This is a genomic window from Erwinia persicina NBRC 102418, assembly GCF_001571305.1.
Taxonomy (GTDB): Bacteria; Pseudomonadota; Gammaproteobacteria; order Enterobacterales; family Enterobacteriaceae; genus Erwinia; species Erwinia persicina.
In genome coordinates, this window is the sequence record NZ_BCTN01000031.1 from 12187 (window position 1) to 29313 (window position 17127).

A 17127-nucleotide genomic window follows, 5' to 3' on the forward strand; every position below is an offset into this window, starting at 1 on the left:
GACAGGCTATGAGCAACTTTCGCACGCTGGCTTTGTGGCTGGCGCTGTGTGGCAGCGCCGGTGCCGCCACGGCAACGGAAACCGGGACGCCTCCGGCTGAAAAAAACGATGGCGGGTGGCGTACTACCGCAACCGCTCCGGACGTCACGGCACCCGCTCAGGGCTCGCCGGCGGCAGGAGCGCCTGCCGGCCCCCAGCCAAACCAGCCATTGCCGCCGCCATCATCCGTCATGTATGACCAGGCGGAGGCAACGATTTCGCCGCTGACACCTGATGAAATCCGCCGCCTGCGTACAGAGCAGTCGGCGCAGGAGCGGGCGATGGCCACACCGGGCATCACGGCCGTCCCACGCATCAGCGCACAGACCGTGAGCCTGCAGCCGGGCGCAAGCCTGCCGCTGGTGCGTACGGCGGTGAACTGGCCGGCGACGGTGAGCTTTATCGACAGCACCGGCGCGCCCTGGAAAATTGTAGGGGCACCGCAAAGCGGGTCGCCGGATATCACCGTGTCCTGGATGCCCGGCGCACCCTTCATGATCATTACGGCAAAACGTGACTTCGTGAACACGCTGGTGACAGTCGGCCTTGAGGGGCTGGCGGTTCCCCTGCAGGTCAGTGTGATGAGCGGGGAACCCGACACGGCGAAGAAAACCTGGACGGTAGATGCACGTCTGGATTTGCGTGTGCCGAAGCGCGGGCCGGGTGCCGCTGCGGATGCACCGTCACCCACGCGTATCGGACTGCACGACGACGTGCTGCAGGCGTTTCTGGATGGCGTGCCCCCCGCGGGAGCGAAACGCCTGAAGACGACGGGTAACGTGCCGGACACCGCTGTGTGGCAGCAGGGCGACGACCTGTACATCCGCTCGCGCGCAGACATTCGCGACGAGTTTGACACCACGCTGTCGTCCGCGGACGGCACGCATCTGTGGAAGCTGCAGGTGACGCCGCGCGTGGCCTTTTCCGTTGACGGGCGTACGCAGGCCCTCAGCATAGCTCTGGAGTAATCAATGAGCGATCAACAAAATACCGGCGGCCGCAGCGTCCGCCTGATGGTGATGCTGATTGCGGCGGGCGTTGTGGGGATCGGCGGCGGAGGCTATGCGCTCTGGAGCTGGTACGCGGCGCCGCCCCCGACCCCGTCGCGTATGGACTTCAACCGTGTCACCGGCACCACGCAGACCGGCGCTCAGGAGCAGCCGGTCTACCGTGAGCTGCTGCGAGAAAACAACGCACGCGGTGCCCAGAACGCAGCATCGGCCAACAGCAGTTTTATTGCCAGCATCCCGCTGCAGCAGGAGGTTATTACGCCGACGGCACCGCCGACGGCGGTGAAGACACCTGTACGCATTCAGCCCCGCCCCCAGAACAGCGGTCGTACGCAGGAACAGGAGAAAGCGCTGAATGAGGCCCGTCAGAAATCGCTGGCCGGGCTGCTTGCCCGGATGCAGGCTCCGCCTGCAACCAGCGAACTGCCAACGGCGCAACTGCTGGGCGGCAAGGACAGTGGCTGGGCTGGGTGGCGCGATTCACTGCCTGGAAGCGTCGTTCAGCAGGCTGCTGTCCGCAGCCGTCAGGACGCGCTGAACGTGGCGCCGCAGCAGGAGGTCGTCGCACCCTACTGGCGTGGGCCAGGTGAGATCTACACCGGGGTGAACTCCGACAACGGCACCACGCCGGTGCTGGGGCGCATCACCACCGGTACCTATGCGGGCGCGGTACTGAAGGCGCCTGACGGTGCGAAGCTGTCGGGAGATGGCGTCATTATTCATTTCACCACCATGGCGTTGCGCGGTCAGAGCTACAAAATTGACGCCTACGCGCTGGAAGATGAAACGCTCGTGGCCAACATCGCGACCGACGTTGACCATCACTACTTCAGACGCATCGTCCTGCCCTCAGTCCTGAAGGGGCTGGGCGCAACGGGTGAGCTTTACGCGCAGTCCAACACGCAGGTGGTGAGCAACGGCTTTAACTCCGTGACCTCGCGGCCGTCGGCGCCGGACGGTTCTGCCGTGGCGGGGGTGATTGCCGGTGGCACGGCCAGTCAGGCCGCGCAGGTATTGACCAGTGATGCGCAACGCCTGCCTGACCGAACCGTTTACGTGGACAACGGGCAGGTGGTGGCCATTCAGTTCATGCGAGGCGTGTACAGCACTGACGCTGAGGTGCCGGAGGGAGCCACTGCACTGAGTCGTTCTGCAGTTGTGCCGACAATGGACAGCAACCCGACGCCGACCGCTGCCGAGCTGCGTGCGGACACCCAGGCGCGTATCCGCGCCGCCGAACAGAGAGGAAACGCCCGTGAATGAGTTTGAACCGTTACCGGCGGACAGCGTGTCCGCCCCCCCTCAGCCCCCCCGTCCGCCACTAAAAAAAGAGACCCTGCTGACCCGTCCGCTATTAATGGGACAGTCGCTGCCCTGGCTGGCGGGCATCGTGCTGGTCCTTGCTTTTGCGTTCTGGTACCTGTTCTGGCCATCTTCGTCCACACCGGATGCAGAGCAGCTGGCGTTCGGGCCGGGCACCGGATACAGCGCCGCACAGCCCGCTGCCGCCCCGGCACATTCGTTACCTCTGGCGGAACCCGTGAAGACGGACGGACTCATCGTGCCCACTGAGACGATGAGCGTGAATGATGCCGGCGGCAGCGTGCCGGAAGATGTGGTGAAACTCATCCGCGAAGGGCGCGAGTTTGGAGCGGCCAACCGTGAGGCCATCACCCGCCTGTCCGATACGGTACGTGCACAGAGTAAGGCACTGGCGGGGTTACAGCAGCGCCTTGACGTCCTCGCGACCGAGAACAGCCGGCTGGCCAGCCAGCTCACCGTAGTGCCGGTTCGTCCGGCACCCTCCGGTACGGGACGGGCGACGACAGGCAGTGCCGGCAAACGCTCTGCGCTGTCCGGTATGCGGCTTGAAGGTCTGCAGGACGGAATGGCCTGGGTCAGCTGGCAGGGCCGGACCTGGGCGGTTCAGCCCGGCGACAGCCTGGGTACGGTGACCGTTCAGGGCGTTAACGTCCTGGAACGCAGCATCACGACCAGCGCAGGCGTGCTGCGCTAAGGGGACATCATGGGCGGTTCAACCGACGGCATCACCATGCTGTCGAACCTGGCCTCCGGGTTGCTCAGCGCAGGCATCAACCTTGCGCTGACGCTCGGGGTACTGTTTGCCGTGCTGGGTTCCGGGGGATATCTCGCACGTCAGTCCTGGCTTGCCCGGAAGGCGCCCGGTCAGTCGGCCAGCGGCGGCAGCGTGGTGGCAATGATACTGCTGTGCGGCTGTCTTGCGGGACTGGATCAGATTATCGGCGCCGCCGGCAGGCAGATGGGCTGGCAGGTTTCATTCGACGCCATCAGCTACGTGGACGTGGGGACATTCGGGCAGGGGGCGGTTGCTGCCAACGCCCTGCTGACGCTGTTGCGCATGGCCGGCGTGTGGTTCGCACTGTCCGGCGTAAGGCTGTGGGTGCGCTCACGTAAGGACGGCCATTCCGGCCTGACGGCGGCAAATGACGTCAACAGTGGCACCGTCAAGTTCATTATCGGCGTCATGATGGTCTGCAGCCCGTACCTGCTCGATGCCATTAAGAACTCTCTTGGAATGGTCTGATCGCAGGCCTTCAAATTTTTGTCCTTAACGGACGCATTCAACCGGCCATCCGGCCATTCTCTTTATAAGGAAAATACCATGCTAACTCGCCTTTATCGCGCGGCGTACGCGCGCTCCCTCGTGCTGTCTGAAGATCTGCGCCGCCTTGTTTTTCGCGGTATCTGTGCCTGGCTTGCCTTTATCTCACCGATGGCCATGGCCGACGGCGATGTTGCGGACATGCTGAATTCGGTGTCAGTGGGGGCGACCTCTGGTACCAGAAGTGTGCTCAATATTTCCGTATTCGCGGGCGTTGTGAGCGTTGTGGGCAGCGCTATTGCGCTCAAGTCTATGAAGAACAACCCGCAGATCAAGCCGTGGATGGTTGCCCTGGGTTTTGTGGGCGGCCTGTTTCTGATTGCCATTCCTGAAATCATCAAACGCGGCCAGACGCAGATGAACATGACGCCGGTCAGCGTGGGCTAATCTGCCACCACCGCCCTTAGGGCGGTGGTGATTACCAGTGTTGCTCAACGTTGCCGGATCGTGCCCCCTTTTTCCTGACAGGACATAGCCATGACTCCTAACTACGCTTCGAACCCGGTGGTGGGAATACCGCTGCCGCTGGTGCCGGACATCAGCGGAGAAGATAACCCGCCGCGGCCGGTGCCAGTAACCCCTGGCGTTCCCTGCTTCTGCTGCGGTACTCGCGCGCAGCGCCTGTGGCAGGGACCTGACAAGCACCCGCTCTGCACGCTCTGCTGGATGACCTTCAACCTCGACAGCCAGACCGCTGCCCATGGCCATCTTGCCTGGCTTCCCGATGCACACGCCGCCGACATTATTAACCTGCAACGCCGTGCCCTGCTGGGCCTCAGCAGCGACAGTAAGACCGTGCGTAAGGAGTGCAAAAAAGTGTGGAACTGGCTTGCCAGACACGCACGTGAGGTCGAGAGCATGTGGGGCACTTCCCGGGTACCGGAGTTCGCCGCCGCGATGCGCCGGTTGTCGCCTGTGAAGCAAAAAAAGATGCAGCAGCGGCTTGAAGGTTGCGTGCTCATCCTGCCCGCTGACGTTTTCAGTGACCCGACCCTTCTGCTCCCGATGGGACGCACCGCAGACAGCGTGTTGCACACCCCGGCATGGAGCACCTACACAAGGAGCGACTTGTATGCCAAACCGCCTCATCCGCTGGACTGAAGACGTTATCACCGCACTGACGCGCTTTGCCGTGTCGCGCGACCTGCCTGATTACTGCGACCTGCAGACAGTGGTGCGCCTTACCGATGACGACCGGGTGCGCCATCCCGAACTGAGCGCGCCCTATGTCATGGTCACGCACAACGGGGACTATCTGACCGTGTATGAGGTGGCAGGGAGCTATCGCGAGTCGGACGACGAGCTGCCCGCTTCGCATCCTGACGCCTGGCAGGGGCGACTGAACCGCATGTGCGAAACGCTGACCGCCCATTACCGTCAGCCTGGTCACCGTATCAGCCTTGTGCATGAGTGCGATCCCGAGGGCGGTGCTGCTGAAGTTAAGCATCTGCTGGCACCGCAGTACAGATCGCTGAAGCGCACCGGGCTGAATCTGAAGTACCTTCTCGATGAGCAGGTGCAAAAGCTGGCACCCTGGGTAAATCGGGAGCGCACCTGGCTCGTGTGCTATACCGGGCGCGGCGTCCTGTCCGGACACGAACTGCGTGACGAGAATGCACGCCTCAGCGAACTGGTCAAAGCGAGTCCTGCCGCGGCGTTTGGCCAGAACCCGCTGCTGTGCGGGCTGGCAGGGCTAAAAATCCGCCATGACGCCTTCCTGTCGCAGGTAGAAAGGGCGTTAGCCGACAGCGGGAAGGGCGTGCTGTTGAGGCGCATTGATGCGCATGAAGCGGGACGCGTGCTGCGTGCCCAGACGGATCCGAAGGGCACCGGTGAGGGGTGGCAGCCGCTGCTCCCTGACGATCACGTTATGCCGCGTGGCGTGCGTCAGGGAGAGGATACGACCCCGCTGCTGGCACCCTGGCTGAATTTTCAGATTATGAGCGCAGGTGTGCAACAGATACGTAATAACCTGCTTGAAATCAACGGCGTCTGGCACGGCACGCTGGCGGTCAGCCTCGGGCCGCAGAACCCGCAGAGTTTTGCGCGCCTGCGCGAACTTATACCGCGCAGCGTTCCCTTTCGTATCCGGCAGGATCTGATGCCGGGTGGCATGCGCCGGCTCAGCGGAAAGCACGGCGTGCTCAGCTTTACCGAATGGGTACCGGGACTCAGACCCATCTTTCAGTCGGTTTCGCTGCTCGCGGCGCGCGAACGGCACGAGCCGGTGTGCGTCATGACCATCACTGCCGCCACCTGGGGCGATACCCCAGAGGCCGTGACGCGTAACCTGACCCTGCTGAAGCAGGCACTGGACTCGTGGGGGGTATGCGGTGTGACGCAAACCTTCGGTGATCCGGTGCGCGCCTGGGTGGCCACGCTCACGGGTTCATCAGCGGCAAGCGGTCCCTGCCTTCTTTATCCACCGCTGTCTGAGGCGCTGAACCTGATGCCGCTCACTCGTCCCGCGTCGGCATGGCATGAGGACGGTGATGCGCTGTTTGTGACGCCCGATGGCAAAATTATGCCGGTAGGACTCGCCACGTCCCGACAGACAAAGCTGACCAACGTTGTTGCCGGTGAGTCGGGCGGAGGTAAGTCGGTGCTGATTAACCGCCAGCCCATCATTCTGGCCGCTATCGCCCAGCAGCAGTTGCCCTTTTACGCCGGTATTGATAAAGGGTTCAGTTCTATGGGCATGGTATCGATACTGCGTGCGGCACTACCACCCGAGCGGCAGGACGAGGTGCTGAGCGTCGTCCTGCGCAACGAGCCTGAATACTGCCGTAACCTGTTTGATATTCTGCTGGGCCTGACGACGCCACTTAGCTACGAGGCCGAGTTCATCAAGAACGTGCTGACGGCGCTGTGCATCGATCCTTCAACCGGCGTTCCTCCTAACGGCAAGGACACGCCGGTTATTCTGGGCCGGCTGGTCGAGGAGGCGTTTAAGGTTGCCCGTGAGGATCCCCGTCGCTACCAGCCGGGCCTGGCCCCAGAAGTTGATGCCGCGCTGAGTGAAGCTGACATCTGGGATAAACACCCGGAATACCGGGATAACGCCTCCTGGTATGAGGTGCGCGACCTGCTGCAGGACGCCGGCAAAACGCCTGCGGCGCAGCGTGCCCAGTTTCAGGCCGTACCTGAACTGGCTGATATGGCCCCGCTGCTCAACAGCGAAGACTTCAAAAGCAACTTCGGCGACATAGAACGCGACGGCAGCCGCGAAAAGCTCATCACCTATCTGGCGCGCTGCCTGCGTGATGCGTGCGGAGAGTATCGCATGTTCGCCGGCCGCACGCGTTTCATGATCAGCCCGAAGGCACGCGTTATCGCGGTCGACCTGCAGTACGTGGCGGGGGATAAATCAAAGGCCGGTCACCTGCAGACGGGCATCATGTACCTGTTTGCCGGGCACATTGCCGGCGGGGATTTTGTGCTTCCTATGTATCAGGATGAGCTGTTCCCCGACCTGCATCCGCGCTGGAAAGCGTTACTCAAGGCCCGTGTTGAACAACTCGACCAGGAGGTGAAAACGAAGCAGTACGACGAACTGCACAATGCGAAAGATGCACCCTTCATCTTTCCCATGCTGGAAACCGCAGACCGTGAGCAGCGTAAGTTTGGTGTGCGAACGGTGCTCTCCTCCCAATACTTTCGCGACATGCCGGAGGCACTCAGAAAATCCGCCAACTCGGTCTACATGGTGGCGGTTGACCCTGAGGATCGTGAAGCCCTGCAAGCCCGCTTTCATATACCGGACACCACGTTTGACCGCTTTGCCCGTATGGGCAGCGGGCCGTCTGCTGACGGCAGCGGCGTACCGTTCCTCGGTATCTTTCGCATGAGGGGCGGCAGCACCATCGCGCACATCATGAAAAACGCCGTCGGGCCGCAGGAGCTGTGGGGGCACAGCACCAGCCCGCTGGACATGGCGCTGCGCCGGACTCTGGAGAAGGACGTCGGCGCGGAAACGGCCAGACGTATCCTCGGCCGCTTCTTCCCCGGGGGAAGTGCTGAGAAAGTTATAGAGCATCGCCGGCGCACGGCCGCCGACGTCAACGGCGACAACGTCATCCGCGCCCTTTCGGACGAGCTTATCAGCAAACAGGGCTACGACCTGTAAACATCAGGAACTCCTCATATGAACAAACTTCCAGTCGTTCTGACCCGGCGCAAACTGCTTGCGGCCTGCGTTCTGACCGGACTCATCCCGCAGGTGCAGGCCATGACCGTCGAAGTGACGAGCAGCGTTCCCGTGGAGAGGGTGGTTGCACCCGCTTTAAGGACAATGCAGCTGACGCTTGCTGAAATCCTGACGGCCGAGACCGAAACCGGCACGGCGGTAGTGCAGTCCGCAGAAAAAACCACCACCGCCGTTACCGAAGCGGCGCGCACCCAACGCGAGGCAGAGAACTTCAACCGGCAGGTAGACAGGCTTGAAAAGGCCCGTGCGTCCTACTCGGTACCGGACAGCATCTGCAGCGAATCGGCCTCAGGATCGGCCGCGCAGGTCAGCCAGGCAACCCGGGCTGCCGCCTCGAAGCTTTCCGGCGGCAGCGGCGTGTCGAGCGCTGCCGTGCGGGAAACCCTGGCCAGTCTGCCCATCTCGCCGCGCCAGGGCGGGTATCGCAGCGCCCTCATCCATGCGGCCTACTGCACTGCGGAGGAGGCGAAACTGTACGGTGGCACCGGCCTTTGTCCCGGCGTCTCGCCGCTGCCGGGAGGTGACACCGAGGTGCGGTCGCTTTACGACGGCGCTGGACAACCCGGCAAAGAGTCTGAACTGACCTTCACCCAGGAGCAGACGGACGCAGCCATGGGCTATGTCAGCAACTCCGCGAAGCTCGATGCCGGTCGCACGCCGGGCAAGGGCGAAATTCAGACGGCCACCGGGCAGGAATATCAGGGCCTGCTCACGCAGTACCGGGCCATGCAGAGCGCGGCAATGCAACCGCAGCTGGACATGGTGGCCGCAAGCCAGCCGCAGGATGCAACGCGGGACGCTCTTACTGAGGCGCGTCAGGCACCGTCTGCGGAGAGCTATTTTCAGGCGACGGCATCGGCACAGGCAAAGCAGGACGGCACCATGAGCGAACGCGAGTTTGAAGCGTTTGAAGTAGGACGCCGTTACGCCAATACGGCGTGGGTGACGGACCTTCAGAGTATGGACGGTGACAATCTCACACGTGAAATGGCGCGGCAGCAGAGTCTGGCCAACTGGCTGGCATACGGTATTAAAAACGAACTGCGGCAGGCGAACATCATTGCCGGCCAGCAGCTCGCCCTGGCGGCAAAGGCGCAGTACGCGCCGCAATTTCAGGCGCTGTCCTCTCAGCTCAGCGCTGGCGTGAGCACACAGTAACCCCTACGGAGAAAATAATGACAATGAGTGGAACCTTCGCGCCCGATGCCGGCGCACTTGCCTCACTGCTGGACGCGGGCGATGGTCCTGTGATTGTGCTCGACCCCTGCGGTGAGCTCTGGAAAGCATTCTGGCAAACGCGACGCTGGTCGCGCCTCTGGCAGGCGTGGCGTCTGGCCCCGGGGCAGACGCAGGAAGGCGACGTCTGGAACGTGATGGGCTCGCTGAGACACGTCAACAGGGGGAGCGGCTCGGAGGCGCTTTCCGCCGCGCTGTTTCCGGCTGAAAATAACAGCGACCTCACACGCCAGCTGATGGCCTGCCTGCTGACGTTCGCGGACGAGACCCGGCACGTCAGCGATCTGCCATCGCTGGCCGGCCAGCTCTGGGCTGATGACCCGTGGACGGCCATTGCCCGCTGGAGCCGTAAATATCCTTATGACCCGGCTTTACAGGCGGCCCGGGGGTTGCTCACCTGCGAAGGTGCAAGCGACGCGGTGCTGGCCATACGCAACCGCATGGGGACCTACCACCATCCGCACGTTGCCGAGACGTTTGCGGGTTCTCCCGGACTCAGCCTCAGTACGCTCACACAGCATCCGGGTCAGATAATTTTTCTGACGCCCGATATCCGTTGCATGGAAAGCGCCGAGCTGACGGACGTATATAGCTTTCTGGTGGCTGCCCTTCAGTCGATGGCCGCGCTGCACTTCATTAAATTTGCGGTGGTTGAACCGGTTCTGATCGCGGAGGGACTGCAGCATGACAACGCCTGATGCAAAAGCCCCGCCAGAGCAGCCCGTCAAGGCAAAGCTCACCCCGAAACGGGTGGGCTGGATGGCGCTGAACCTGTTCCTCCCTGCCTGGGAGATGGCCAGCGTGACGCGCCATGCGGGACGCAATGTTTCCCGCCTGTGGCACCGCATCCGTGAGGTGACGGCGGGCCGCGGGGCCGGGGACTACCGACCCGAAGACTGGTCGCAGGCGGTTGCAGACAGCGGTCTGCCCGCGCCACGGCTTGCACGCAACTACCGCATCAGCCGCTGGTTCTGGTGGGGGCTGATGTGGCTGACCGGGCTGCCCGCGATCGGCTTTCTGCTGATGCTGCTTGCGGCCGGCAGCAGCGTGAGCGGTACCGGCTGGCTGCGTGTCGGTTGCGTGCTGCTGGTGCTGGCGTTGCTGGCAGTGACCGGTTTCGTGCAGGCTCTGGCTGTCAGCTACCGTCTGTGGCAGCTGGGGGAAAAACGGGTATCCGCGTCAGAGGAGGGCAGTTTCCGGTCGTTTCTGCAGGAGACGCGCTGGTGCCGTCAGGTGCTGAGCGGTGGCCTGTTCTGAGGGAGGAGGTGCTGACATGCCCCTTAGTGGGTTCTGTATCGCACCAAATTTCAGGAATATCCTTAATGAACGGTGCAGGCAGAACCAGAACAGCAACGGCCTTAATGGAACAGGTAGAAGTAAAAGCGTATATCCGACGGAGTGTTTTTGCCGACATGCCTCGATTCATGCCGCTCACCATTAAACAAACCAGTGAGACTCCAATGACCCGAACCGAATGGCTGATGAAATTCCGCCGTTGCCAGACCCTGGAAACGCTCGAAAAGGTGTATGAGCATCTGAGCTATACCCTCGATGCTGCCGAAGAAACGGCGATGACGCAGGCTTACGATCACCGCAAAGCGGAGCTCGCGGCCGGAAAGCTTTTTGACCGCGTGCCGAAGCACGTGTGGACATACGTGAAGTAATCTCTTCCTATGCCGCCCGGCGGGCGGCTTCTGACTACCTCATTCGCCGCAGCCCGCCTGCCGGCACTCAATACAGGTTCACCATGAAGCTACTGACAAAAATTCAGGCGGCGGCTTTGCTGTGCGCCGCGTCCTGCCCGGCGTTCGCCGACGGTGTGGACTACCAGACCATCAGCGATGCCGCACAGAAAAGTGGGGACCTGTCGCGGCAGGCGCTGGTGATGATTTTCGGGGATGTGGTGATTTCGCCACTCCAGCCCGGACAGGCAACGATGATCGGCTCGCTGTTTGCATTGCTAAATGGCGTGTTGTGTGCGGTAGCCCTGGCGTGGTTCCTTATCGTGACGCTGAAGACCCTCTTCAAAGGAGGTCAGGACGGCAAGGTTTTCAGCGCCGGCCGCTCCATGCTGCATCCCGTGATGAGCTTTGCAGGCTTTATCACGCTTATCCCGACCGCGTCCGGGTGGTCGCTCTCGCAGCTCGTGATGCTGTGGGCGGCCTCTACTATGGGTATTGGCAGCGCCAACCTGCTAACGGACAAGGCTGCAGATATGATAAGCAGCGGCATGTCGCTGGTCGTTCAGCCCACGGCACCCCCAACGCGGTCGGCAGCACGCGCTGTTTTTGAAATGAACCTGTGCAAACACGCCACCAATCGTGAACTTACCATGCTGTATCAGGATGGTCAGGCCCGTACTGCGCTAATGGTCACTAAGGGCGGGAGTGGTGACTACACCACCGGCAACGGTAGCGCACTCTGCGGTAGCGCCCGCATTCCTGAACCGTCGACGGGCATAATGGACAGCGTTTTCGGATCAGCAGTGGCGACCGACAGCGTGACCACTGCTGAACGCGGGGCGCTCGATACGATGCAGTCCACGCTCGATGCTGCTGCACAGGCCTATGTGGAGGGGTTCCTGAGCCGTCGCGATCAGGACTCGGGCACAATGACGGATGCCGAGACTACAATTCAGCGTGCCGCTGCCGCCTATGAAACGGCAGTAAATGCTGCGCTGAACCAGCTGAACTACCAGGACTCACTGCAGAGCCAGCTGACCTCGCAGCTGAAGAACAACGGTTGGCTGTCGCTCGGTGCGTGGTACAACACGTTTGCCACGGCCAACAGCAAAACGAATGCAGTGGCTAACGCCGCACCTGTTACGACGGGACCGAGCCTGCATGGTGAAACCGGCACAGGTGACCTGTACCATCAGGTTTTTTCTGCCTACCGGTCTCAGGTGCAGAATAGTACTTATACCGCCCCGCTGGGTTCGCAGACGGCGAAAGATGACGGTGCGGCAGCTAGTGCCACAGATCCAGATGCAGTATTTATCAGTATTTTTAAAAACCCAATGCAAATGCTCACCACCACTATCGCCACTTGGAAAATTGGGACTGATGCAGCTTTTTCCGATCAGGTAAATCCACTGATCAAGATGCAGACAGTTGGTGATTACACTTTAGTGGCGACGGAAAGTGCTCTAACCGCATATACAATAGCTCTGGCCGCAGCATCGACTGCAGATAACTCAGTCATGGGAACAATTGGCGGTCTGCTTTTTGTAAATCCCGGAGGGGTTATCAAGGATGTTTTAACTGCACTTTCCCCTCCATTCTATTTCCTGATGCTGTTGTTGTTTGCAGTCGGTTTTTCGCTGGCGGTATTCCTGCCCGCAGTGCCCTTTCTCTACTGGATGGTCGGGGTGTTTAACTGGCTGGTTAGCGTCATGGTGGGTTGTGCGGCGGGGCCTATGTGGTCAGCCACCCATCTGGGAGCAGAAGAGGACAAAGGGAGCCGCAGCGCGTACGGGTATATATTCCTTATCGACATGATGCTGCGTCCATCGCTAATGGTACTGGGATTCTTTTTCGCGTCAGTTGCTGTCATGGCAGGCGGCACGCTGCTGAATCTGCTTTTCGGAACCGCACTGGCGAACGCGAACGCTGACTCTATTATCGGTTTATTCAAAATGGTCGGCTGGCTGCTGATATACGCGCGCATCGCGACATTTGGTGTCACTCGTGTATTTGGCCTGCAGGCAACCCTGGCGGATTACGTTATTACTTTCCTGGGCGGGGCGGGGATGGCCGGCATCATGGGAGGGCTGGTAGATGACGTCAAAGGTATGTTTGCGGGAGCAGGAGGGGGGGCTCGTCGGGCTCCCGGGATTAATAAAGCGCCTAACCGGGAAGGTCCGTCCGGAGAAGATGGAGTTAAATAATTACACCTGGCTTTATTTACAGGTAAGGGTATAATTTAATCAGAGGAATTGTGGAAGGATGATGCCATGAAAACGGTACAACGATATGAAAATAAGTCTGAATTATTTTGGCGTATAACGAGGTCTCTTTATTATTTTTTTGGCCTGCCATGTTTAATTGTTTTAGCGCTTGCTACTTTGGTTGGTATTTTTGGTAACACTATGGTTCATGCCGATGGTGATTTTTATCTCTTTTCATTACTGATTTGGGCTGCGATTTTAATACCTTTAATTTATCGCCGTTTTACGGTCACTATCCGCCGTCGAAAATTGCAACGAATGGTGGATATGCTCAGTCATGCTGACCGATTCAGTCCACAGAAGCAGCATCAGGTTATGGATGCGGGGCGTGGTAAGTACCTTGGCATAGATACACAACGTGGCACGATTCTCTATATTCACATGGTTAAAAAGGGCGTGATTGACGTTATGGGACTCACCATGAACGACTGGACGGATCGTGAACTGGAAGGCAGCGCTCTGCGCCTTTACACCCGTATGCCTGAAGTGCCGGTGCTGAGCGTTTTTGCGCACCCGACTGTGGCCAAAGATCTGTTTAATACGCTCGGCGCCATGGTTCACAAAAGCTACTCCGAGCCGTTTCCTGATGAACCGTGGGCAGAGTATGTGGGCCGCCAGAGCCGCTTCGTTGAGTTTGAACACGACGTGGTGGTTCCTCAGGTCATCTGACTTCCTCCTGACATTCTGATGCAGTTCCCCTGACACCGGCCCCCGCGCCGGTGTTTTCTCATCTGCAGTATGGCGGGCCTTCCGTGCCCGCTTCCGTTTCCGGAACCTTTCACATGCAAAACTATAACCCGAACGCCGCCGGCAGCAACGAGTCGGCCGTGGCGATGGCCACTCTTTGCCTGACGGCACTGCTGTGCTGGCTCTACTTCAGCGAATTTGTTCGCTGGAGCTGCTGGTTTCTTTACTGGCTGTGGCGCTTCGCTGACTTCCCGCTGATCCACCGCTACGCTGCTGAACGTATCAACCTGCTTGCTTCCACCGGTAACGGTGCCGAATCGGTCGGACTAAATGAATGGCAGGACGTGATGAACGCCACCGCCGGCATCCTGTTCGTACCTCTCATTCCACTGTTTGCGGCTACATGCTGGGCGCTGGCACGCCATCCCGGGTGCGGTTTTCGCAGCCGGAGGCCTATCGATATCCATTCTCTCCCCCGCGTGATGGCCACCTTTGCCCCGTCTGTTATCCCGGTGCTGGGCAATCATCAGGAGGGCGGACTGATGAACGACATCACGCCGGAAAATGCCTGGGCCCAAAAACCAGAGGAGTTCGCTGAGGAGCACGGGCTCGTTAAGCGTCGAGTGCTCGATCGTGATGCCGCGCGGATCCTGTTTGATTCGCAGACTGGCCCGGCCATGGTGTCGCCTGACCAGTGGCTGCCACATGAGCGTGCACTGCTTGCCGTATTCGGCCTTCAGGAGTTCAGCGATGACCGGGGGGCCGCAACTAAGCTCCTTGATGACCTGAATCGCTCCTGCATGACGCGCCGGCGTTTCCGGGAACCGGTATTTCGCAACACTCCTGACTGGAGTATTGCCGGTAAACACGTGGACCGTGTGCTCGCAAGTCCGGGTGTTAACGAATGGCTGGCCATGCACTGCACCGTACGTTCGGCACTGGCGGGGCTTTACGGTCGGGATCTGCGTTTGCCGCCAGCGCGCTTTCGCTGGCTCAAGGGCTGCGACCGCACGCTGTGGTACGGGCTGCAGACTGCAGACGCCGCCAAGGTGTTTGTTGAAGGGGCGGGTATCGTCGCGCAGGCGCGCGCAGAGCAGATGGCGGCGCGTCTGGGCCTTCCCCGTCCACCGCTGATGACGGACGAAGCCATATCCGGCCTGCAGCTTGAGCTCGAATCGCTGGGTCTGGTTCACTCCCGCGACATGCGTCCGACACGGGCAAAACGCGGGCGCGACGTGTCGTTTCCTGACGCACTTTACCTGCCCGCAGAGGGCGAAGACGAATTATCAGACGGCGCCGCTGTGCGCTGATACAAGGACAAAAGATGAAAACTTTACGCAGAGAAGGCCCGTTTGTGGTCGAGATTACCGGCGACCTTCTGAGTGCGCGCCGCCATCAGGCTGGAGAGGGATGGGGAACAGCCGGAACAGGAAAATATGTTATCAGTGACGGCATGGTTCCTGTTTTTATTTTACCCCGCAGGAACATGCCGTGGTTCGTGATGCACGGCGACGGCCTCTATGCACAGAATGCACATGATGCCTTGTCACCGCTTTACCGGGGCGACGACGCGGCGCAGCTGCTCACGGGGCTGACCCGTGCCCTGACTTCGGCTGAAAACAGGCGCAGCGCCTGCCGGAACATCGGGATGGGGATCGCAGCGATAGCACTAGGGATCCTGATATGGTCTGCCTTTACGCCATTGACCGAACCGCACGGTATCGGCCTTTCCGCAAAACCGCTTTTTTCCACCACCACTAATAACGGAGATGCCGGTCGTCCTGTACCGCCACCGCCTCCATCACACCCTAAGGCGGTTCTGGCACCACCGGTTCCCATCCCTGCCGCGGAAAACGTGCCCACCGACGGCTGGAATTTACCCTCCAGCGTCCGTGCGGGACTACCTGAAAAGCTAAGAAATGCGGCGTCGCGCGGGATATTTACCGTGCCGCTTTCCAGCGGCCATGCGCGCACTTTGTATGTGTTCGCTGACCCGGCGTGCCCGAACTGCCAGCGTATGGAGCGCCACTTTGAAACGGTGTCCGGCATGGTAAACGTGGTGATATTTCCTGTCACTATTGAGGGTCGGGAATCATCGCTTAAGGCGCTGACGCCGGTGATGGCTCTCCCGGAGGCAGAGCGTGCTGCAGCCTGGAAGCGTCTCTTCGCAGCGGATGCCGGTATCAGCGTTCCGGTGGGCTCGCAGGCCGCACCTGTGCTGACAGATGAGGCGCAGGCCGAAACTGCCCGCGGTGCGATTGGCGTCAATGAAGTGGCGTTTCGTGCCTACCAGCTGCCGGGTACGCCATGGACCATTTCCGACGACGGGCGCTACGTACCGCAGGCGGTGATGAGCTCGGAAAGCAGTCTGGCAACGTTCCTGGGAGGCACACATGACTGATAATAACGCGGCGATAGACCGCACGCGCATCAACCGGAACGTCGGGCGCTCCTGGCTGACCGACGCACTCGCAGAGGGTGGCACCCTGGTCCTGGGAATGATAGCAGTCGCGGTGGCCGGCGTGATATGGCCCTTCACGCTGCTGCTGAGCCTGCCTGTGATGCTGTTCTGGACAATGATCGTGGCGCCCGCCGGGCGGTGGAGAATGCCGATGCGCATGCCCAGAGACATGAATCGCGATGACCCCTCAACTGAACGACAAGTTCCCGCTAAATTGCTCGGTTTTTTGCCGGTCGCTACCGTACGCATTCACACCGGACGTGCAGCTGGGATCCTGTATGCCGGTTACTTGCGCGGTAAGGACGCCGGACGTGAGCTGTGGCTCTCAATGGATGACCTGACACGTCATGTGCTGATGTTTGGCACCACCGGTGCCGGTAAAACGGAGACGCTGCTGGGCTGGGTATTTAACGCACTGTGCTGGGGTAAGGGGCTTATCTTCTCAGATCATAAAGCGCAGAACGATGTGGCGCTCGCGGTGATGTCCATGGCCCGCCGCTTCGGTCGGGAGGACGATCTGCGCATGATGAACTTTATCACCGGGGGACGCTCACGCGCACAGGAGCTGCTGGAAGACGTCAAGGGAAGGCCGCAAACCAACAGCACCAACGTCTTCGGGATGGCGCAGGAGACGTACATCATCAACCTGATGGACTCCATGATGCCCAAAACCGGCAGCAGCGGCGGAGACTGGCAGGAGAAGGCGAAAGCCATGAACCAGGCGCTGGTTTTTGCACTTGTCTATAAGAGCCGCCGGGAAGGCTCGGTGATGTCTCAGCGCACCATTCAGTCGCATCTCCCGCTGCGTAAAATTGCGGCCCTTTACGTCCAGGCGGTGGATGAACAGTGGCACGAAGATATACGCCGGGTGCTGGAGAACTACCTTGAAACACTGGC

The 17127-nt window shown here is 60.5% G+C and carries 15 protein-coding genes and 1 pseudogene; all 16 read left to right on the forward strand.

The window, feature by feature from the left end; all coding sequences use genetic code 11:
• Positions 1-8 precede the first annotated feature (8 nt).
• Positions 9-1007, forward strand: a complete 999-nt coding sequence (locus EPE01S_RS21255; RefSeq protein ID WP_157076048.1) for a DotH/IcmK family type IV secretion protein — start codon at positions 9-11, stop codon at positions 1005-1007.
• Between the two features lie 3 nt (positions 1008-1010).
• The gene (gene traO, locus EPE01S_RS21260) at positions 1011-2312 is read left to right on the forward strand and encodes a conjugal transfer protein TraO (protein ID WP_062749191.1); all 1302 of its coding nucleotides are present in this window, start codon (positions 1011-1013) and stop codon (positions 2310-2312) included.
• A complete protein-coding gene (gene traP, locus EPE01S_RS21265) occupies positions 2305-3066 on the forward strand; it encodes a conjugal transfer protein TraP (protein WP_062749193.1) in 762 nt (253 codons plus the stop codon). Before traO ends, traP begins: the two co-directional genes overlap by 8 nt.
• Positions 3067-3075: 9 nt before the next feature.
• The gene (gene traQ, locus EPE01S_RS21270; RefSeq protein ID WP_062749199.1) at positions 3076-3615 is read left to right on the forward strand and encodes a conjugal transfer protein TraQ; all 540 of its coding nucleotides are present in this window, start codon (positions 3076-3078) and stop codon (positions 3613-3615) included.
• A 78-nt stretch (positions 3616-3693) separates the two neighbouring features.
• On the forward strand, positions 3694-4080 hold the full coding sequence (locus tag EPE01S_RS21275; RefSeq protein ID WP_062749201.1) for a DUF6750 family protein: 387 nt from the start codon (positions 3694-3696) through the stop codon (positions 4078-4080).
• Between the two features lie 90 nt (positions 4081-4170).
• On the forward strand, positions 4171-4794 hold the full coding sequence (locus tag EPE01S_RS21280; protein ID WP_062749203.1) for a hypothetical protein: 624 nt from the start codon (positions 4171-4173) through the stop codon (positions 4792-4794).
• Positions 4766-7819 (forward strand): putative type IV secretion/conjugal transfer ATPase, encoded by a 3054-nt coding sequence (locus EPE01S_RS21285; protein ID WP_062749205.1) that lies wholly within the window; start codon positions 4766-4768, stop codon positions 7817-7819. The genes EPE01S_RS21280 and EPE01S_RS21285 overlap by 29 nt, the downstream gene beginning before the upstream one ends.
• An 18-nt stretch (positions 7820-7837) precedes the next feature.
• The gene (traW, locus tag EPE01S_RS21290; protein WP_062749207.1) at positions 7838-9058 is read left to right on the forward strand and encodes a conjugal transfer protein TraW; all 1221 of its coding nucleotides are present in this window, start codon (positions 7838-7840) and stop codon (positions 9056-9058) included.
• A 17-nt stretch (positions 9059-9075) separates the two neighbouring features.
• Positions 9076-9834, forward strand: a complete 759-nt coding sequence (locus EPE01S_RS21295) for a type IV secretory system conjugative DNA transfer family protein (protein WP_062749209.1) — start codon at positions 9076-9078, stop codon at positions 9832-9834.
• Positions 9821-10393, forward strand: a complete 573-nt coding sequence (traX, locus tag EPE01S_RS21300) for a conjugal transfer protein TraX (RefSeq protein WP_062749211.1) — start codon at positions 9821-9823, stop codon at positions 10391-10393. Before EPE01S_RS21295 ends, traX begins: the two co-directional genes overlap by 14 nt.
• A gap of 65 nt (positions 10394-10458) precedes the next feature.
• The gene (locus EPE01S_RS24135) at positions 10459-10800 is read left to right on the forward strand and encodes an Hha/YmoA family nucleoid-associated regulatory protein (RefSeq protein ID WP_373279695.1); all 342 of its coding nucleotides are present in this window, start codon (positions 10459-10461) and stop codon (positions 10798-10800) included.
• Positions 10782-13022 carry a DotA/TraY family protein gene (locus EPE01S_RS21310; protein WP_255210173.1) on the forward strand — a complete coding sequence of 747 codons (2241 nt, stop codon included), beginning with the start codon at positions 10782-10784 and terminating at the stop codon, positions 13020-13022. Before EPE01S_RS24135 ends, EPE01S_RS21310 begins: the two co-directional genes overlap by 19 nt.
• A 66-nt stretch (positions 13023-13088) precedes the next feature.
• Positions 13089-13751: a plasmid IncI1-type surface exclusion protein ExcA gene (gene excA, locus EPE01S_RS23115; protein ID WP_072277515.1), complete on the forward strand. Its 663-nt coding sequence runs from the start codon at positions 13089-13091 to the stop codon at positions 13749-13751.
• Between the two features lie 113 nt (positions 13752-13864).
• On the forward strand, positions 13865-15079 hold the full coding sequence (locus EPE01S_RS21320) for a secretion/conjugation apparatus DotM-related subunit (protein ID WP_062749217.1): 1215 nt from the start codon (positions 13865-13867) through the stop codon (positions 15077-15079).
• Positions 15080-15093: 14 nt separating this feature from the next.
• The gene (locus EPE01S_RS21325) at positions 15094-16170 is read left to right on the forward strand and encodes a thioredoxin fold domain-containing protein (RefSeq protein WP_062749219.1); all 1077 of its coding nucleotides are present in this window, start codon (positions 15094-15096) and stop codon (positions 16168-16170) included.
• Positions 16163-17127: pseudogene (locus tag EPE01S_RS21330) on the forward strand (F-type conjugative transfer protein TrbC); the annotation flags it as partial. The gene EPE01S_RS21325 and the pseudogene EPE01S_RS21330, both read left to right, overlap by 8 nt.